Source organism: Flavobacteriales bacterium (genome assembly GCA_016713875.1).
Classification (GTDB): domain Bacteria; phylum Bacteroidota; class Bacteroidia; order Flavobacteriales_F; family PHOS-HE28; genus PHOS-HE28.
In genome coordinates this window covers 1,091,604-1,110,283 of sequence record JADJOI010000003.1, presented here as the reverse complement: position 1 = coordinate 1,110,283, position 18,680 = coordinate 1,091,604, and the positions used below count along the sequence as shown (strand labels likewise).

18 protein-coding genes and 1 pseudogene are annotated in these 18,680 nt (G+C 67.6%); 12 read left to right on the top strand and 7 right to left on the bottom strand.

Annotated elements, in window-relative coordinates; all coding sequences use genetic code 11:
• The first annotated feature begins 34 nt into the window (after positions 1-34).
• The 5 genes from IPJ87_06180 (at position 35) to IPJ87_06160 (ending at position 6,214) form a co-directional block, all read left to right on the top strand.
• Positions 35-640 carry a heme-binding protein gene (locus IPJ87_06180; protein ID MBK7941446.1) on the top strand — a complete coding sequence of 202 codons (606 nt, stop codon included), beginning with the start codon at positions 35-37 and terminating at the stop codon, positions 638-640.
• A 51-nt stretch (positions 641-691) separates the two neighbouring features.
• Positions 692-1,306 (top strand): autotransporter outer membrane beta-barrel domain-containing protein, encoded by a 615-nt coding sequence (locus IPJ87_06175; protein MBK7941445.1) that lies wholly within the window; start codon positions 692-694, stop codon positions 1,304-1,306.
• A gap of 136 nt (positions 1,307-1,442) precedes the next feature.
• A complete protein-coding gene (locus IPJ87_06170; protein MBK7941444.1) occupies positions 1,443-3,851 on the top strand; it encodes a hypothetical protein in 2,409 nt (802 codons plus the stop codon).
• Between the two features lie 48 nt (positions 3,852-3,899).
• Positions 3,900-5,708 carry a M20/M25/M40 family metallo-hydrolase gene (locus IPJ87_06165; protein ID MBK7941443.1) on the top strand — a complete coding sequence of 603 codons (1,809 nt, stop codon included), beginning with the start codon at positions 3,900-3,902 and terminating at the stop codon, positions 5,706-5,708.
• Positions 5,709-5,815: 107 nt separating this feature from the next.
• The gene (locus IPJ87_06160; GenBank protein ID MBK7941442.1) at positions 5,816-6,214 is read left to right on the top strand and encodes a hypothetical protein; all 399 of its coding nucleotides are present in this window, start codon (positions 5,816-5,818) and stop codon (positions 6,212-6,214) included.
• 5 nt (positions 6,215-6,219) lie between these two features.
• Here the strand turns inward: IPJ87_06160 and IPJ87_06155 are convergent, their stop codons facing one another.
• From IPJ87_06155 to IPJ87_06140, 4 genes are read right to left on the bottom strand one after another with little or no spacing between them, the layout of a single operon-like run.
• The gene (locus tag IPJ87_06155; protein ID MBK7941441.1) at positions 6,220-7,227 is read right to left on the bottom strand and encodes a S1/P1 Nuclease; all 1,008 of its coding nucleotides are present in this window, start codon (positions 7,225-7,227) and stop codon (positions 6,220-6,222) included.
• Positions 7,227-7,988 (bottom strand): 2-phosphosulfolactate phosphatase, encoded by a 762-nt coding sequence (locus tag IPJ87_06150; GenBank protein MBK7941440.1) that lies wholly within the window; start codon positions 7,986-7,988, stop codon positions 7,227-7,229. Before IPJ87_06150 ends, IPJ87_06155 begins: the two co-directional genes overlap by 1 nt.
• The gene (gene gcvT / locus IPJ87_06145; GenBank protein MBK7941439.1) at positions 7,985-9,082 is read right to left on the bottom strand and encodes a glycine cleavage system aminomethyltransferase GcvT; all 1,098 of its coding nucleotides are present in this window, start codon (positions 9,080-9,082) and stop codon (positions 7,985-7,987) included. The genes IPJ87_06150 and gcvT overlap by 4 nt, the downstream gene beginning before the upstream one ends.
• On the bottom strand, positions 9,051-10,184 hold the full coding sequence (locus IPJ87_06140) for a glycosyltransferase family 4 protein (GenBank protein MBK7941438.1): 1,134 nt from the start codon (positions 10,182-10,184) through the stop codon (positions 9,051-9,053). Before IPJ87_06140 ends, gcvT begins: the two co-directional genes overlap by 32 nt.
• A gap of 67 nt (positions 10,185-10,251) precedes the next feature.
• On the opposite strand from IPJ87_06140, the gene IPJ87_06135 reads away from it, so the two are divergent.
• From IPJ87_06135 to IPJ87_06105, 7 genes and pseudogenes are all read left to right on the top strand, one after another.
• Positions 10,252-12,132, top strand: a complete 1,881-nt coding sequence (locus IPJ87_06135) for a polysaccharide biosynthesis protein (GenBank protein ID MBK7941437.1) — start codon at positions 10,252-10,254, stop codon at positions 12,130-12,132.
• 37 nt (positions 12,133-12,169) lie between these two features.
• Positions 12,170-12,574: a hypothetical protein gene (locus IPJ87_06130; protein ID MBK7941436.1), complete on the top strand. Its 405-nt coding sequence runs from the start codon at positions 12,170-12,172 to the stop codon at positions 12,572-12,574.
• A gap of 2 nt (positions 12,575-12,576) precedes the next feature.
• Positions 12,577-12,996 (top strand): acyl-CoA thioesterase, encoded by a 420-nt coding sequence (locus IPJ87_06125; protein MBK7941435.1) that lies wholly within the window; start codon positions 12,577-12,579, stop codon positions 12,994-12,996.
• Positions 12,993-13,736, top strand: coding sequence for a DUF4197 domain-containing protein (locus IPJ87_06120; protein ID MBK7941434.1), 744 nt, complete (start codon positions 12,993-12,995; stop codon positions 13,734-13,736). The genes IPJ87_06125 and IPJ87_06120 overlap by 4 nt, the downstream gene beginning before the upstream one ends.
• A gap of 9 nt (positions 13,737-13,745) precedes the next feature.
• On the top strand, positions 13,746-14,645 hold the full coding sequence (locus IPJ87_06115) for a nucleoside phosphorylase (GenBank protein ID MBK7941433.1): 900 nt from the start codon (positions 13,746-13,748) through the stop codon (positions 14,643-14,645).
• 84 nt (positions 14,646-14,729) lie between these two features.
• Positions 14,730-15,230, top strand: a pseudogene (locus IPJ87_06110) (hypothetical protein).
• Between the two features lie 28 nt (positions 15,231-15,258).
• Positions 15,259-15,630 (top strand): hypothetical protein, encoded by a 372-nt coding sequence (locus tag IPJ87_06105; GenBank protein MBK7941432.1) that lies wholly within the window; start codon positions 15,259-15,261, stop codon positions 15,628-15,630.
• Here IPJ87_06105 and IPJ87_06100 read toward each other — a convergent pair.
• Genes IPJ87_06100 through IPJ87_06090 form a run of 3 tightly spaced genes read right to left on the bottom strand, consistent with a single transcriptional unit; the run spans position 15,611 to position 18,677 of the window.
• Positions 15,611-16,216, bottom strand: coding sequence for a sugar transferase (locus IPJ87_06100; GenBank protein MBK7941431.1), 606 nt, complete (start codon positions 16,214-16,216; stop codon positions 15,611-15,613). The genes IPJ87_06105 and IPJ87_06100 overlap by 20 nt on opposite strands.
• A gap of 3 nt (positions 16,217-16,219) precedes the next feature.
• Positions 16,220-17,452, bottom strand: coding sequence for a DegT/DnrJ/EryC1/StrS family aminotransferase (locus IPJ87_06095; GenBank protein MBK7941430.1), 1,233 nt, complete (start codon positions 17,450-17,452; stop codon positions 16,220-16,222).
• Positions 17,415-18,677 carry an O-antigen ligase family protein gene (locus tag IPJ87_06090; protein MBK7941429.1) on the bottom strand — a complete coding sequence of 421 codons (1,263 nt, stop codon included), beginning with the start codon at positions 18,675-18,677 and terminating at the stop codon, positions 17,415-17,417. Before IPJ87_06090 ends, IPJ87_06095 begins: the two co-directional genes overlap by 38 nt.
• Positions 18,678-18,680: the final 3 nt, after the last annotated feature.

Here is an 18,680-nt window from a genome sequence, read left to right as displayed (position 1 = left end):
CGAACGTTGCGCACCGTTGTGGTGTTCCCCTGCCATGAAGTGGACGCTGTTCATCACGGCCGCGACGATCGTGCTCTTCCTGGTGGCGCAGCTGATGAGCCTTTGGGCCGTGCGGCGCGTGGAGCAGGTCCCGTATCGCGTGGTGGAGCGCTTGAGGGACCTTGAGGTGCGCGCGTATCCACCGCATTGGGCCGTGGGTCATCACACGCACAACGCTCGCTACGCCGAGGCCGCTCCGATGGGTTTCCGCCGCCTGGCCCGCTATATCTTCGGTGGCAACGACCATGAGGAACGCATCGCCATGACGGCCCCGGTGACGCTGGAGCAGGATGACCGGGGCTACACGGTGTTCTTCGGCATGCCCGGTGGCCGCACGGACCATGACCTGCCGGTGCCCGATGATCCCACGGTGCTGGTGCTGGAGCGTCCGTCCGCGCGCATGGCCTGCGTGCGCTTCGGCGGACGGGCCACCGACCTTCGGATCGCTCGCGAGGTGGAGCGCCTGCAGCGTGCGTTGACGGGTTCGCCGTGGCGTGCGGTCGGGCGCCCCGTGGTGATGGGCTACAACCCGCCGTGGCAGCTGCTTGGCCGCCGCAACGAGGTGGCTATCGCCGTGGAACCTGCTGACAGCCAAGGCTGAGCTTGCTTTGGCACGCGGCTTGAAAATGTGGGTTCGGCAACAGCCAACGCCATGAAAAAGCTCCTGCTCATCGCCGCTCTTGTGCCCCTGGCCGGTGCGGCCTCCGCCCAGTTCCAAGTGAACCCGCAGTTGGGCCTCACCTATCAGCACCTCACCGACGACGACCCCAACGTGGAGTTCCGTGGCACGGTGGGCTGGCAGGTGGGCACCGACCTCCGCATCGGCAACCGCGCCTACTTCCAACCGGGTGTGTTCTTCGGTCGCAACGTGACGGCGGTAAAGACCACGCTCAACGACTCGGTGTTGGCCGAAGGCGACATCATCCGCACCAACCTGCGCCTGAAGCTGCTCGGCGGCTACCGCATCGTCGATAGCTACCAGTTCGACCTGCGCTTCTTCGCCGGCCCCACATACGATGTGCTGCTGAGCGTGGACGATCGCGACGACCACATCGGTTGGAACAAGGGCGACTTCAACAACGGCTCCTTCAACGTGGATGCCGGCCTGGGCTTCGACATGGGCCTGTTCACGCTGGAGCCCAGCGTGAGCTTCGGATTGAGCCGCGTGTTCAGCGACAACATCCGGGTGAAGGACATCGGCTCGCGCTACCTCACCTACGGGTTGACCGTTGGTCTGAACTTCGGCGACGACGACAAGAACGACTGACGACCTCCGATCATGAACGAGCCCCGCGTCCCGCATGGGACGCGGGGTTTTTCATTCCCATGACACGCCGTACGGTTCCGGCAGGGTATTTGACATTCCTTGGCGGGACCCGTCCAATGGTCCAGCAGCGATGAACATGTTCCGCTCCCTGGGGATCGTCGGCCTAGTGGCCGCCGCCCCGCTGATCGCGCAGGATGAATGGCCGCTCCGCTTCACTGCGGAAGGCACCGAGTACCAGGTGTTCGCACCCCAGCCCGAGCGTCTTTCCGGAAACCATTTCGCCGCGCGCATGGCCGTGGCCGTGAAGCGTCCCGCGGACAAAGCGGCCGTGTTCGGCGCGGTGTGGGGCGATGGTATGCTGGAGATGGACCGTGGCAACCGGATGGGTCGCCTGGTGGCCTTCAGCGTCACCGACGCGCGCTTTCCGGGCATCACCGACGAGGGCGAACTGTTGCGCCTGCGCACCACGTTGAGCGCCGAGATCCCCGAACGTACGCCTCAGCTGAGCATGGACCTGCTGGTGTCCGCGCTGGAAGATGAACGCTCCCGCGAGGATGGACTGAACAACGACGCTCCGGAGATCATCTACACCGAGTCGCCGAGCGCCCTGCTCTTCATCGACGGTGCGCCGCGCTATGAGCCGCTGGACGACGTGCCCGATACGGAGGATCCGGTGTACCGCTCGGCCAAGGCGGCGCGGGTGGAGCGCGTGTCCAACACCCCCTTCCTGGTGCTGCGCCATAACGGACAGCACTACCTGTACGGTTCGGGCCTCTGGTACCGGAGCACCGCGTTGGAAGGCCCCTGGAGCGTGCAGCGCGATGTGCCCCAGGTGCTGCGCGAACTGGCGGCGAAGGCGGGCGACAGCGCGGCCCTCACCTCCACCGCCGGGGCGGAAGGCCAGGTGCCGGTGATCGTGATGCGTACCACCCCGGCCGAACTGCTGGACCTCGATGGCCCGCCGCAGTACGAACCGGTGGAGAACACCGGACTGCTGGCCGTGATGAACACCGATCGCAACCTGTTCCTGGAGATCGCCACGCAGCAGCACTATGCGCTGCTGAGCGGCCGCTGGTATCGCACGAGCGACCTACGCAGCGGGACCTGGACCTTCGTGCCCTCGGCCGACCTGCCACGCGATTTCCAGGCCATCCCCGAAGGCAGCAAGAAGGACGCGGTGCTGACTCACATCGCTGGTACGCCCGCGGCCCGCGAAGCCGTGCGCGACGCCCGCATCCCGCAGACCGCCAAAGTGGACCGCCGCAACGCGAGCCTCACGGTGACCTACGCAGGAGCACCGGAGTTCGAGCTGGTGCCGGGCACTTCCGTTGAGCTCGCCCGCAACGCCAGCACCAGCGTGCTGCGCATCAACGGCCGCTATCATGCGTGCGACAATGGCATCTGGTTCGAGAGCGGTTCGCCCGACGGCCCATGGTTGGTGAGCACCGAAGTACCCGCCGCGGTGAACGACATCCCGCCCAGCAGCGAGGCCTACAACCTGCGCTACGTGTACATCTACGACCACACGTCGGACTGGGTGTACATGGGCTACACGCCGGGTTACATGGGGGCTTACGTGCAGGGCGGCGTGGTGGTGTACGGCACCGGGTTCTACTATGACCCGTGGCCGCGGTTCTGGCGACCGCGTCCCTTCACCTGGGGCTTCGGCATGTTCTACGACCCTTGGGGCGGTTGGGGCTTCGGCGGTGGCTGGGGCTACAACTGGTACGGCCCCGGTTGGGGTTGGGGCTGGGGCGGCTGGAACTGGGGCTGGGGCGGCTGGGGCTGGGGGGGCTGGGGCTACGGTGGATGGGGCTGGTGGGGCCCCTGCCAGTATGTGCCGCCCTGCTGCCACGGCACCGTGAACAGCTACTATGGTCATCGCGGCACGCTGAGCGCCTCCCGCAGCACGCCCGGCACCGCCGCACCGGCGAACAGCCTGTACGCTTCGCGCCAACGGCCAGGCGTGACGGCGAGCCAGGTGACCCGTGCGACCCCGGCGCAGAACCTGAGCAAGCAACCCGCCGCGGACCACTTCACCGATGCGGCCGGCAACGTGTACCGACGCACCAATGGCACGGCCGAGCGCTACACCGGGCAAGCGTGGGAGAAGGTGCCCGCCGCGCGGCCGGCGCCGTCCACTGGCGATACGGACCGCACGCGTCCCGCCGTGACGCAGCCGGAGGCCCGCCCGGCCCCGCAGCCGGCCCCGGGCACCCGACCCGCACCCGAGGTGAGGCCCCAGGCACGGCCCGATGCCCAGGACCCGTACCGGATCCAGCAGGACCGACAGCGTGCGGTGGAGCGGGATCGCACCTATCAGCAGTACCGCACGCAACCCTCGATCCCGCGGCGGGACGTGGCGCCACCGCAGCGTACGGCCCCCACGACCCGACCCAGCGCACCGCAACGGAACTACAGCCCGGCGCGCCCCGGTGGATCGGCACGGCCGTCCGCTCCAGCCCCCTCGCGTTCGGGTGGTGGCGGCAGTGGCGGTGGCCGCGCGCCCTCAGGCGGTGGTGGCAGCCGTTCGCGCGGGCGCTGATCCGCACGTATCGACGGGCGGGATGTACCTTTTCGGCACATCCCGCCCGTGCGTACCCTGCCCACCCTGCTCCTGCTTGCCGCACTGCCCGCCACGGCGCAACCGGTGACCACCATCGTGGTGACCGATGCCGAAGTGGAGCAGGTGCTGCGCGGTCAGTACGATCCCGCGCTCTACGCGGCCTCCTCCCCCATCACGGAGCACGGCACCATGCTGTGCGAGATGCGGCATGCCCTCGAGGCCGACTCGTTGCGCGCCTCGCTGGAGGCCTTGGAAGGCTTCCACACCCGCCACTCGTACAGCGATACGGTGAGCGATACGCAGGGCATCGGTGCCGCGCGCCGCTGGGCCTTTGCGCACTTCGCCCGCTCCGGGCAGGCGAGCGAAGGCCGCCTGCTGCCTGCCTATCTACAGTTCGACTGGCCCAACGGGTCGTGCGGTGATGCCTTCGGTTGGCGCAACGTGCTCGCCGTGCTGCCCGGCAGCGACACCACCGACCATCAACTGGTGTTGATCGAGGCCCACCTGGACAGCCGCTGCGCGGGCGATTGTGACGTGGACCGCCCCGCGCCCGGCATGGAGGACAACGGCAGCGGATCGGCACTGGTGCTGGAACTGGCGCGCGTGATGAGCCGCTACAGCTTCCGGCACACCCTCGTGTTCATGCTCACCACCGGCGAGGAACAGGGCCTGGTGGGCGCCGAGGCCATGGCGCAATGGTGCGCGCAGGAAGGCATCGCCATCAAGGCGGTACTGAACAACGACATCGTGGGCGGGGTGCTGTGCGGGCAGACGTCCAGCGCCCCGTCGTGTGCGTCGCCCGGCTCGGTGGACAGCCTGCGCGTGCGCCTCTTCGCAGCCGGCAGCATCGCCACCCCGCACCGCACCTTCGCCCGCACGGTGCGCCTGATGTACGAGGAGAAGCTGCAGGACCAGATGGCCGTGCCCATGGCCGTGGAGGTGATGGACCGCGAGGACCGTGACGGCCGCGGAGGCGATCACATCCCGTTCCGTGCGCAGGGCTTCCGCAACGTCCGCTTCACCAGCGCCAACGAACACGGCAGCGCCGAGGTGGACAGCGCATGGTACACCGACCATCAACACACAAGCGATGATGTGCTCGGCGTGGACACTGATGGCGACCTGCAGGTGGACAGCTTCTTCGTGGACTTCAACTACCTGCAACGCAACACGCTGATCAACGGCATGGCCGCGGCCCTGATGGCGCTCGGTCCGGCGGAGCCGGAGTTCGTGGTGCACGACGAGCCCGCCGGACTGCGCGTGAGCTTCACGCCCGCACCGGGCCACATGGCCTACCGCATCGGCGTGCGACGAACCAACACCGGCCCCGATTTCGACGCGGTGTACCGAACGGCCGACACCAGCTACCTGGTCCCCGGTCTCACCGGGGGGCTGGCCTACGCCATCAGTGTGGCCGTGGTCGACAGCAACGGGGTCATGAGCCCGTTCACGCGTGAACAGGTGAAGGGCAACGATGCGGACACGCCTTCACAGCCCGTGGACGACCTGCCCTACGGGATCTCCTGCTGGGGCATCGGGGTTCCGGAACCGGCAGCCCAGGCGGCATGGGCCTGGTTGAGCCCGCCTGTCCCGGACCCCTTCTCGCAGGAGGCCCTGTTCACGGTGCACGCACCGACAAGCCTTTCCACACGGACGGAGGCCTACCTGCTGATCCGCGCGGCGGACGGCCGGGCGATCGGACGGGTGCCCCTGCGCCTGTCCCCAGGACGCACGGATGTACACTACCACCACGCCGGCGCGGCCGGTGCCCACACCGTTTCGTTGGTCGTGGATGGTCGCTTGATGGCGACGGAACGCTTCGTCGTCGTGCGCTGATCCGTCCTGCCGCGCTTCCGCTCATGCGGGCCGCCTTCCGTTCATCCGAAGAGCAGGTTCAGGCGCGCTCCTGACGAGCATCTTCACATCCACAAACCACCATGTTCATGGACCCCAGTGTTCGGCTCCGTACGCTTTCCGCCCTGCACTATGCCTACGGTGCCATCGTGTGCTTCTCCGGACTGGCCCTGCTGGCGCTCGTGTTCATCGGCACCTTCATGGGCAGCGACTGGCTGGCCGAGCAGGCCAACAGCGACATCCCCGCCTGGGTCGGCACCTTCCTTACTGCCCTGGGCTGGGTGCTCTTCGCGCTGGTGGAGATCGTGGGCATCCTGAACCTGCTGTGCGGGAGCTGGCTGGCCAGGCGCACCAACCGCACCGCCTGCATGGTGGTGGCGGCCGTCGACCTGTTGAACATCCCCCTGGGGCTGCTGCTCGGCGTGTTCACCCTGGTGTCGCTGAACGACGAACGGGTGTCGGCGCTCTTCCAGGCGCCCCGTTACTGAGCGGCCTACTCCGGATGGTCCCGGCCGAAGGCCTGCCGGGCGATGCGGAACTGCTCCTCCTCGGCCGCGATCACGCGCTTGAGGCTGTCGCTGACCTCCTTCTGCTCCAGGCGGTCCAGGTCGGGCTGGCCGGCGTCCACCCACGCGGAATACCAGAAGCTTCCGAGCACGATGATGCTGGCGTTCATCCGCCGTTCCACCATGCCGTCCATGGCAGCTTCGTAGGCGGCCGTGTAATCCCGGCTGTACGTGCGCATGCCCGTGCGACCGCGCTCCTCCATCACGTACTGCCGGTCGTCCGACCAGGCCTCGTCCACGCTGCGTTCGATGGCCAGCACGCTGTCCACGGCGGCATGGCTGTCGCGCACAGCGTCCCAGGCGCGGCCCAGGGGTGAGTCCAGGTAGCGCGCACGGCCCACCAGGTGGTCGTAGCCTTCGGCGCTCAGCTCGGGGATGCGGCTCTCCCAGAAGGCATGGATGCCGTGCTGGCCGGTGAGCTGGCCGTTGTAGTTCTCGGTGGTGTGCAGGGGCACATGCGCGTCGCCGACGTAATGGCCCAGGTCGGCGGCGTAGCGCAGGATGCGATCCACGTCACCGCGCTGGAAGGCGCTCACCAGACGGCCATACATCACGTTGACGTGCCATGGCACGATGCCGTACGCCTTCAGCGTATCCTCGGTGAACTTGGCCACCGCGTCGTTCCAGCGCTCGGGCATCACCGCGAAGGGGTCCTGGCCTCCGTGGGCGTAGTGGTCGATGTCGATGTAGTGCCGCGGAGCCTCCTCGGGGTCGGCATAGCGGCGCCGGTCGGGGTCCACCGCGTGGTCGCTGATGAAGTCGATGTGGCGCTTGAAGAAGGGGAACATGGCCGGCGGCAAGGTGAAGCAGGCCATCCGGTTGATCCGCTTGTGGCCGTAGAAGCCCCAGCTACCGGCCTCCTCGGCGAGCAGCACGGGCCAGGCGAGCAGCACCGCCATCAGCACGAGGGGAAAGGCGGAGCGTCCGCTGCGCATCAGGCCACGGGTTCGTACTTCATGGGCACCAGCACGCCGTCCTGCAGCATGGGGATCACCGTGCTGGTGTCGGCGGTGAGGCAGAACTTCACGTCGGGCAGCATCTGCAACTGCTCGATCCGGCGGCGGCGGGGCGCGGCCTTCAGGATGCTCATGAAGTTCTCCCGCGCCGCGTGGAACAGGTACTGGGCGGCGATGCTGCTGTCCTCCTCCAGGCCGAACTTGCCGCTCTCCAGCAGCCGGTCCATCACGGCGCCGGCGAAGGTGCTGTCCTCCAGGTTGAACTTGCCTTTCCAGCCGGCGCACAGCAGCAGCACGTTGCCATCCTGCTTCACCAGCCAGTCGCTGAGCGCGGTGAGGTTCAGAAAGGCGCCGATCACCATGCGCTTGGCGCTTTGGGCCAGCTCGATGGTGCGCGTGCCGTTGGTGGTGGTCATCACGAGCGTCTTGCCGGCCACCTCGGGCCCCCGGAAGGCCAGCGGCGAGTTGCCGTACTGGAAGCCCTCCACCACCTCGCCGTTGCGCTCGGCCGCCACGATGTGGCCCTCGCGCCCCAGGTATTGCCGGGCCTCCTCCACCGTGCTCACCGGGATGATGCGCTCCACCCCGTGCTCGAACGCCGTGACCATGGCGCTGGTGGCACGCAGCACATCGATCACCACCACGATGTCCATGTCCTGTGCGTACAGCGGATATTGGTCGGGCAGGAAGCAGACCTCCACCTGGTAGCGGTAATCGGGGTTGATGACGCGTGTGCTCATGCCGGGGCCTTGTAGAAGGGCAGCGCCACCACCCGGGCGCGGAGCGCCTTGCCGCGCACGTCGATGAACAGCTCGGACCCCGGTGCCGCCAAGGCTGTGGGCACGTACGCCAGGCCGATGGGCTTCTGCAGCGAGGGGCTGTGCGTGCCGCTGGTCACCGTGCCGATGACGGCGCCCGTGGCGTCCACCACCGTGTGTCCGTGGCGCGGAACGCCCCGGTCGATGAGCTCGAAGCCCACCAGACGGCGCGCGGTACCGTTGTCCTTCTGCGCTTTCAAGGCCGCAGAATTGGTGAAGTCCTTCGTGAATTTAGTGATCCATCCCAGTCCGGCTTCAATTGGCGAAGTCGTGTCGTCGATGTCGTTCCCGTAGAGGCAGAAGCCCATCTCCAAACGGAGCGTGTCACGCGCGGCCAGGCCGCAGGGCTTGATCCCGTGCTCCGCGCCCGCCGCCATGATGGCGTTCCAGGCCTTCTCCACCAGCGGGTTGGGCGCGTACACCTCGAAGCCGCCGGCGCCGGTGTAGCCCGTGGCGCTGATGAGCACCAGGCCCACGCCCTTCATCTCCGCGTACTGCGCGGTGTAGTAGGCCATGGCCGACAGGTCCACGCTGAAGAGGCCCTGCAGGGTGGCGGTGGCCTTGGGGCCCTGCACGGCCAGCAGGCCCATGTGGTCGCTGATGTCCTCCAGCTTCGCGTCGAACGTGTTGTGCGCGTTGATCCAGTTCCAGTCCTTGGCGATGTTCCCGGCGTTCACCACCAGCACATAGTGGTGGTCGTCCGCATGCTGCATGCGATACACCAGCAGGTCGTCCACGATGCCACCGGTGTCGTTGGGCAGGCAGCTGTACTGCACCTTGCCCGCGGTGAGCTTGGAGGCGTCGTTGCTGGTGACGCGCTGGATGAGGTCGAGCGCGCCAGGACCGCGGACGAGGAACTCGCCCATGTGGCTCACGTCGAACAGGCCCACTCCGTTGCGCACGGCGAGGTGCTCGTCCGTGACACCGCTGTACTGCACGGGCATCAGGAAGCCGGCGAAGGGCACCATCTTGGCGCCGAGGGCCTCATGCACGTGCCGCAGCGCGGTGGTCTTCAGTTCGGTGTGGGTCTCCATGGGTTCGGATGAGGTGGTTGAACAGGTCGATGTAGTGGTCGCGCCAGGCCACGGTGGAGAAGCCTTCCTCCACGGTACGGCGCGCGGCGCGGCCCAGCCGGGCACGAAGGTCGGGATCCTGGATCAGCAGGCCCAGCTTCTCCAGCCATTCCCCCTGGTCGGCGGCCAGGAAGCCGTTCTCCCCGTCGCGCACGATGCCGGTGTTGACGCCCACGGGCGACATCACCGGGGGAATGCCCATGGCCATGTACTGAAGGCCCTTGAGCCCGCACTTGCCCCGGCTCCAGGGGTCGTCGCGCAACGGCATGATGCCGATGTCCATCGGCGCCAGGTCCTCCGGTTCGCTGCTGCTGCGCCAGGGCACGTTCTCCACGTGCAGGTCCGGCACGGTGAAGGGTCGGTCGCTCACCACCCGCAGGCGGATGCGGTCGCCCCATCGCCGCCCAAGCTCCTCCAGCATGGGCGTCACCTTACGCAGGTGGGCCATGCTGGTCCGGCTGCCGGTCCAGCCGATCACGACGGGTCCCGTCGAGGGCCCGTGGACCCGTGGCCGATAGCGTTCCGTGTCGATCACCGTGGGGATCACCTCCACTTGCGGGTTGTGCTGCCGGGCGTAGTCGGCCAGGTAGGCGTTGCCCGCGATCACGTGGTGGGCATGCTGGATCAACGTGGCCGTTTTGCCGGGATCCTTCAACCAGCGGAGCCGCCTGTTGCCGTCACTGACGTCCATGTGCCAGATGGCGTCGTCGAAGTCATAGATCACCGGGGGGCCGCTGCGGGCCAGGGCCCTTTCGAACCGCGTGCTGCCGGTCATGAAGGCCTCGCGCTGGATGAGGACCAGGTCGAACCGCGGCGCCATGGCCACATGCTGTTGGCGCAGGCGGTAGCTCTTCAGGAAGATGCGCGCCTTCGCCGCCAGGTTGCCGGGCGTGTAGAAGACCGCGTCGTCCGCCTCGTCGATCAAGGACGCGTAGTGCACGGTGAAGCCGTGCTTCTCCCAGTACGGGATGAACTGGTCGAACCGGTAGCGCTGGCTCGGGGAGCGGTCGCGGCGGTGCGCGCCGATGAACAGGATGCGGGGCATCGGAGACCGCAAAGAAAACCCACGGCCGCGACGCTCGGTCGTCCCGTACCTTGGCCCGGCACGCCGCATGGAACGCGCGAAGGCCTTTCCCCGCTGGGCGGTCCTCCTGTTGGACCTCGGCCTCTGCCTCACGGCCCTGGTGGCCGCCTACCAGTTGCGCTTCAACTTCCGGGTGCCCACCCTGGAATGGCAGCTGCTGGGACCGGTGATGCCGATCTACGTGGCCGTGCGGCTGGGCTCGTTCCTGCTGGCCGGCATCCAGCGCGGCATGGTGCGCCACACGGGCACCGAGGACGCACGCCGCATCTTCTTCACCGTCGTGGCCGGCTCGCTGGTGCTGGCCGTGCTCAACCTGGTCCGCGAAGCGGTGGTGGACGGCCGCTACCTCCTCCCCTTCTCGGTGCTCATCATCGAGACGATGGGCACCCTGATCGCCATGATCGCCTCCCGCATCGCGGTGAAGCTGCTCTACCTGAAGGCGCGCGGCAGCGGTAAGGAGCGGGTGAACGTGGTGATCCACGGGGCGGGCGAGGCGGGCCTGATCACCAAGCGCACCCTGGAGCGTGAAGGATCGGTGCGCTATGCGGTGACCGCCTTCGTGGACGACGACCCGCGCAAGGCCGGGCGACGGCTGGAGGGTGTGGAGGTGTGGCATACGGACCGGCTGCCCACCCTGCTGGCCGACGGCGAGGTGCAGCAGGTGATCATCGCCATCATGAACCCCGATCCGGAGCATCGTCGCAAGGTGGTGGACGCCTGCATGGCCGCCCGGGTGCAGGTGCGCAGCATTCCCCCGGTGAACGCCTGGATCAATGGGCAGCTCAGCGCGGGCCAGATCCGCGAGGTGCACATCGAGGACCTGCTCGGCCGCCCCATCATCCGGCTGGATGACTCCGTGGTGCGTTCCCGCTTCGCGGGCGAGCGCGTCCTGGTCACCGGGGCCGCAGGCAGCATCGGCAGCGAATTGTGCCGACAGCTCGCGACCCTCGGGGTGCAGCGCCTCGTGCTGCTGGACCAGGCCGAGAGCTCCCTGCACGACCTGTCCGTGGAGCTCGAACGCTCCGCACCGGAGGTGGAGATCTCCGCCGTGGTGGGCGATGTGCGCGAACGCGAGGCCATGGACAGGCTGATCGCGCATCACCGGCCGGCGGTGGTCTTCCATGCGGCGGCCTACAAGCACGTTCCGCTCATGGAGCTGCAGCCGGCCGAAGCGGTGCGCACCAACGTGGGCGGAACGCTGAACGTGGCCGATGCCTGCGTGCGGCACGGGGTGCGCGACCTGGTGCTGGTGAGCACGGACAAGGCCGTGAACCCCACCAGCGTGATGGGCGCCACCAAGCGGGTGGCCGAGCTCTACCTCCGCGCGCTGCATGCCCAGGTCACAGCCACGCGGTTCATCACCACGCGCTTCGGCAATGTGCTCGGCTCGAGCGGTTCGGTGATCCCGCTGTTCCGCCGCCAGATCGCCGCCGGGGGACCGGTGACGGTGACGCATCCGGAGGTGACGCGCTACTTCATGACGATCCCCGAGGCCTGCCGTCTGGTGCTGGAGGCCGGAACCATGGGGCAGGGCGGCGAGGTGTACGTCTTCGACATGGGGGCGCCCGTGCGCATCCAGGACCTGGCGGAGCGCATGATCCGCCTGAGCGGCAAGGAGCCCGGACGCGATATCGCCATCGTGCACACCGGCCTGCGCCCGGGCGAGAAGCTGTACGAGGAGCTACTGGCGGCGAAGGAGGACACACAGCCCACGCACCACCCGCGCATCCTCATCGGCCGCGATCACGGCGCTCCACCGCCCGGGACCTTGGACGGGATCCGGTCGATCGCCGCAGCGGCGCGCACCGTCGCCCCGGAGGAGCTCGTGGCACGGATGAAGGCGCTCGTCCCCGAGTACCTGAGCCGCAACTCGGTCTTCGAGGCGCTCGATGAGGCGCGGCCACAGTAGGCGGGGTACCTTTGAGGCCCTCATCCCAGTCCCGACCATGACCCGCGACAAGAACCTGGACATCGCCAAGGTGCAGAAGGAGATCGCCGAACACATCGGCGTGGGGCCTGATGGGCTGGTCTTCAACTTCGAGCCCGCGCCCGGAGGGCGCACCAAGCTCTACCTCATCACCATCAATCCGCGCCACAACCAGAGCTTCCTCTTCCACAGCACCGATGGCAGCGACCGCCTCGATGCCCTGCGGACCATGCTGGACTATGTCCGCATCTACAAGGAGCGCGAAAGCTCCTACACCATCCAGTGGACGATGCGCGGGGAGAACCAGCTCCAGACCTCCTATTTCAGGGCCAAGAACGTCCTGGATGCGCTGGACAAGCTCTACTACGACCGCGACCCCAACAGCATCGTGGTGTTCTCGGTGATCCTGAACCCCATGTCCTGATCATGGCCGTTCGTGTGGTCACCACCCCCGTGCAGGTGCGGTTCGCCGACGTGGACATGGCCAGGCATGTGCACAACGCGACCTACCTCAACTACTTCGAGCTGGCGCGCATGAGCTACCTGGCCCCGCTCTTCGGCCCGGAGCACGACTGGACCACGGAAGGCCTCATCCTGGGCCGCAATGAGGTGGACTACCGGCGGCCCGTGCAGCTGCGCGACCAGGTGGAGGTGGATTGCTGGTGCACCCGGGTGGGCAACATGAGTTTCGAGCTGGCCTACGCTGTGCATGTGCTGGAAGGCACGGCACGGACCTTGTGTGCCGAGGGCAGCAGTGTGATGGTGTGCTTCAACTACCTCACCCACACCACGATCCCCATCCCCGAACGCATCCGCATCGTCCTGGACCAGGACGCACGACCATGAGAACTTACCTGCATGCTCTGGGCTTCATGGCCCTTCTTGCCACGCCGATGACGAACCGTGCGCAGGACCTTCAGGGCATCCTGGGCACGGCGGGCCAGATCCTCGGCGGCGGGGGAAGCGGCACGGGCCTCAGCAATGAGGAGGTGGTGCGGGGGCTGAAGCAGGCGCTTGAGGTCGGCAGCCAGCGCAGCGTGGACCTCGCCGGCGCCGACGGTGGTTTTTGGAACGAGCCGCGCATCCGCATTCCCTTCCCCGCCGAGGCCGAGAAGGTGCGCACCACCCTGCTCGGCCTGGGCATGACCAAGCCGGTGGAGGACTTCGAGCGCACCATGAACAAAGCCGCCGAGACCGCCGTGAAGGAGGCCGTTCCGGTGTTCGTGGACGCCATCACGGGCCTGAGCGTGGAGGACGGTTTCGCGATCCTCAAAGGCGGTGCGGACGCCGCGACCACCCTGCTGCGGCAGCGCACCACCGAGGCGCTCACGGGCCGCTTCCGTCCCATCGTGGAGAAGGCCACCGCCCAGGTGGCGCTCACGAACTACTGGACCCCGCTGGCCAACGCCTATAACGGTGCAGCGATATTCACCGGCGGCAAGGCCGTGGACCCCGACCTGAACGCCTACGTCACCACCAAGGCCATCGGCGGGCTGTTCACCCTGCTGGCCGACGAGGAGCGGAAGATCCGTGAGAACCCGCTGGCGCGCACCACCGAGCTGCTCAAGCGCGTGTTCGGCAACTGATCCCCGCCCATGCGCGCCTCCCGCCTCATCCCTCCGGGGCATCCGCTGGCTGACAGCGAGCTGGTGCTCGGTCCCGATGGTTCGGTGTACCACCTTGGCCTTCGTCCCGAGCATGTGGGCGACCTTGTGCTCGTGGCCGGTGATCCCGGGCGCATCGCCACCATCAGCGCCCTGTTCGAGCGCATCGAGCACCGTGCCCAGAACCGTGAGTTCGTCTCCCACACGGGCGTCTACCATGGCACGCGCATCACCGCGCTGGCCACCGGCATCGGCACGGACAACATCGACATCGTGCTCAACGAGCTGGACGCCCTGGTGAACGTGGACCTGGAGCGGCGCACTCCGCTCGCGACGCACCGCAGCCTGCGCATCGTGCGGCTCGGCACGTGCGGATCGTTGCAGCCCGACATCCCCGTCGACGCACGCATCGTGAGCACGCACGGCCTCGGGCTCGACAACGTGCTGCATTACTATGCCCATGAGCACGAAGCCGAGGAGGAAGGCCTCCTCAACGCCTTCCTGTCCCATGTGCCCTGGCCCCCCACCCTGCCCCGCCCCTACCTGGCCACTGGCGATGCCGGGCTGGTGCGCCTGATGGCCGAAGGCAATCACGCGGGCATCACCGCCACGGCGGGCGGCTTCTACGGTCCGCAAGGGCGGCAGGTCCGGCTGGGCACCGCGGTGGAGCAGCTCAACGAGCGCTTCACCGCCTTCCGCCATCAAGGCCTTCGCATCGCCAACTACGAGATGGAGACCAGTGCGCTCTACGGCCTGGGCGCCCTGCTCGGGCACCGCACCTGCACGGTGTGCACCGTGGTGGCCAATCGCTTCCGCCGCGAGTTCAGCCGCGACCACCACGCCGCCGTGCGCGCCATGGTGGGCGAAGTGCTGGAGCGATCAACAGCGTAGTGGTTGAAAGTACGCCGGCCCGGCACAGCGCCCCCTGAAGGCCCCGGGTACTTTCGTCGAGGCCGGGCAAGGGCCATCGGGGGCATGAGCGAGAACGAGATCCAGGCGTTGATCACCTTGATCGACGATCCCGACGAGGACATCTACGCACAGGTCAGGTCGCGCATCGTGTCGCTGGGCGATCGTGTGCGGCCCGTGCTGGAGCGGGCCTGGGAGATCGACGACCAGGGCGATCTGTTCCGCACGCGCGTGGAGGACCTGCTGCATACCCTGCATCTGGACCATGTGGAGGCGCGGTTGAAGGACTGGTGCGATCGCGGCTGCGAGGACCTGCTCGAAGGTGCCCTCATCGTGTGCCGCTACCGCTACGCCGACCTGGACGAGCAGCGCATCAAGGCCCGGCTGGCCGCCATCCGTCAGGACATCTGGCTGGAGCTGAACGACCACCTCACCGCCTTCGAGAAGGTGCGCGTGTTCAACCACATCTTCTTCCAGGTGCACGGGTTCAAGGGCAACAAGCGCAACTACCACGCTCCACAGAACAGCTACCTCAACGATGTGCTCGACAGCCGCAAGGGCAACCCCCCTCTCCCTGTCGATCATCTATCAGGTGGTGGCCGAGGACCTGGACCTGCCGCTGCGCGGGGTGAACCTGCCGAATCATTTCGTGCTGGCCTACCTGGAGGAGGACAGTGTGGGCGGTGGCAGCGGCCTTCAACAGAACATCCTCTTCTATGTGAACCCGTTCAGCCAGGGCGACATCCTGGGGCGCAACGAGATCGACGAGTTCCTGATGAAGCTGCAGATCGCTCCGCAGGAAGGCTTCTATCAGCCCTGCACCAACCGGGACATCGTTCGGCGTCAACTGAACAACCTGCACCACAGCTACGTGAAGCAGGGGGATGCGGAGCGCGCGGAGGAGCTCGACCGACTGCGGCGCCTGCTCGGCCCGATGCCGGATGAGCCTAGGCGGCTCGATCCCTGAAGATCAACCGCAGGGTGGCGGCGATGATCCGAAGGTCCAGTGCGAAGGACCGTTCGCGCACGTACCGCAGGTCCATGGCGAGCTTCACCGGCATCACCTCTTCCACGTAGGTCCGTTCCGGATCGGTGGACCGCGCCAGCAGTTCGTTCTCATCCACGTAGTCCAGGCTGGCCATGCCGGTGATGCCGGGTCGGACGCTGAGGACCACCTGCTGCTCGGCCGTGTACAACGCCACATAGCGCGGCACTTCCGGTCGCGGCCCCACCACGCTCATGTCGCCTTTCAGCACATTCCAGAGCTGGGGCAGTTCATCCAGCTTCGTGCTCCGCAGGAACCGCCCCACCCCGGTGATCCGCGGGTCGCGCCCGCCGATGGTGAGCTGGCCCAGGGCCTCGCTGCCCGGTCGCATGCTGCGGAACTTCAACAGGCGGAACGGCCTGCCATGGCGCCCCACGCGCACCTGCCGGAAGAAGGCCCCGCCCGGTGAGGTGATGGTCACCGCCAGGGCGAAGAGCACCAGCAGGGGCAGCAGGAGCACCAACGCCGTGCTCGCGAAGAGGATATCAAAAGTGCGCTTGAGTGCCATGGATCAACCGAGCACTTCCGCCACCGCGTCCTTCACTGCGGCTACCACGGTGTCCACCTGGCCGTCGGTGAGGTCGTAGTAGACGGGCAGGCTGATCTCCCGGCTGTAGAGCTCGAAGCTGCGCGGGTGGTCGCTCATCCGGTAGCCCAGGCCCTTGTAGAGGCTGAGCAAGGGAAGCGGGATGAAGTGGACGTTCACGCTCACATCGCGCCGGGCGATGGCCGTGATGATGGCATCGCGCTGTGCCTCCGTGGCCCGGCGCACACGGAGCATGTACAGGTGGTGGCTGCTGGTCCGCCGTTCGTCCCGGAACGTCGGCGTGATGAATCGGTCATCCTCGGCGAAGGCGCTGTCGTAGCGGTCGCAGATGGCCGCGCGGCGGGGCTGCGTGTCGCCGTCGTACCGCTCCAGCTCCACGAGCCCGATCGCCGCCTGCAGGTCGGTCATGTTGCACTTCCAGCCGGGGAAGGCCACGTCGTAGCGCCACGCGCCGGGCTGTGTCTTGGCCAGTGCGTCCTTGCTCTGGCCGTGGAGGCTCATGGTGTTGAAGTGGCGGTACAGCTCCATGGCGTCGAAGGGCGCGGGCAGGTTGAACGCGAGCGCCCCGCCCTCGGCCGTGCTGAGGTTCTTCACCGCATGGAAGCTGAAGCCGGTGATGTCGGCCTGGGCGCCGACCGGTCGGCCATCGATGCGGGCCCCGAACGAGTGCGCGGCATCGGCGAGCACCAGCACACGACCGAGGCGCATCTGCGGGTTGGAGCCCGCCACGCGCAGATTCACCGCCGGGGTGAACAGGGGGGAGCACTCCTCGGCCAGGCGCATCAGCTCCGGCACGCGGGCGGGAAGGCCGCCGATGTCCACCGGGATGATGCACTTGGTGCGTGGCGTCAGGGCCCGGCGCACGGCGTCGGGATCGATCGTGAAGTCGTCCAGCACATCCACCAGCACCGGCTTGGCCCCCACGTGCATCACGATGTTGGCCGTGGCGCAGTAGGTGTAGGCGGGCACGATCACCTCGTCCCCCGGGCCGATGCCGTACCACCGCAGCACCAGTTCGCACGCGTTGGTCCAGCTATTGAGCGCGATGACGCGCTCCACGCCGCAGTACACGGCCAGCCTGCGCTCGAACTCCTTGGTGCGCGGGCCGGTCGTGATCCATCCGCTGCGGAGGGCCTCCTCCACGGCGGTCACGGTGCGGTCATCGATGCGCGGCGGACTGAACGGGATCGGGGGCATGCGTGAGGTGGAAGAGGAAGGCGAAGGCGGCCAGGAACACCACGCCGGCCTGCACTTCCAGCAGGCTTTCGACGGTCGCGTTCAGCAGCACAAGGTAAACGAAGGCCGCCGCCACCGGCCGACGTCCGCGGACGGCCGCCAGCAGGGGCACCAGCAGCATCGCGGCACATGACCCAAGCCCCGGCCAGCCCAATGCGATGCCGCTCTGCACGAACTGCGAATGGGCGTTGAGCCGCTTGTCGACCACATGCACGTATCCCCGGCGGGCGCTCTCGGCATGCAGTTCGTCCTTGATGTCCCCCGTTCCCACACCGGTCATGGGATGCGCGCGCAGCAGGTCCAGGCCCACCGACCAGGTCATGCGGCGCAGGTCCGAACTGCGGTCCGATGCGGGGTCGAAGCCCTGGGTGGCTTCGAAGGCCTGCAGCACCTTCAGGCGGACAGGACGGGCCGTGGCGAACAGGGCGGCGAAGCCCAGGGCCCCGGCCAGCATCCCGCCCACCAGCGCACGTCGCATCGTCCGGTCGCGACGGAAGTGCCAGGCGCCGTGCAGGAGCACCACCACCAGCGTGATCCAGCCCATCTTCGAGTTGCTGAGCACCACCGCCGCGGTCAGTGGCAGCACCACCACGACATGCCCCCAGCGGCCGGCCTGCCTCCCAGCGCCAGTGAACATCCAAGTGGCCAGGGCGAACACCGAATAGAGCGCCATGTAGCTCGGGTGCAGGAAGTGCGCGAACCGTGATTCGAAGAGGTGGCCCAGGCCCACCGCCGAGGCCCCGGCCTGCGGGTGCAGGCGCTCGGCCGCGATGGCCCAGCCTGCGAGGAGCAGGCACAGCAAGGCCGCCACGGCGTTCGCGAGCACGAAGACCGTCAGCAGCGGACGGGCGTCCACCGCCGAACGCGTGGGCACGACCACGGCCAGCACGGGGAAGAGCAGGAAGGCGGCCTTCACCTCCAGGTCGAATGCCCCGAACGCCATGTTGGTGGTCCAGGCCATGCCGATAACGTGCAGCATGTAGTAGGTGGCCATCAGCGGCAGCGAACCGTCACCCCGCTCCAGGCGCCAGGGAGCGTAGGGAGATCTCCACCGCAGGCGGATCACCGCCACGGCGAGCAGCACCACGGCCAGCGGCACCAACGAAGGAGCCAGCGGCAGCAGCAGCAGCAGCAGCGCGAACGCATGCTGTACCGCAGGGTCGCCATGGCCGGTGATGGTCCGCATCGC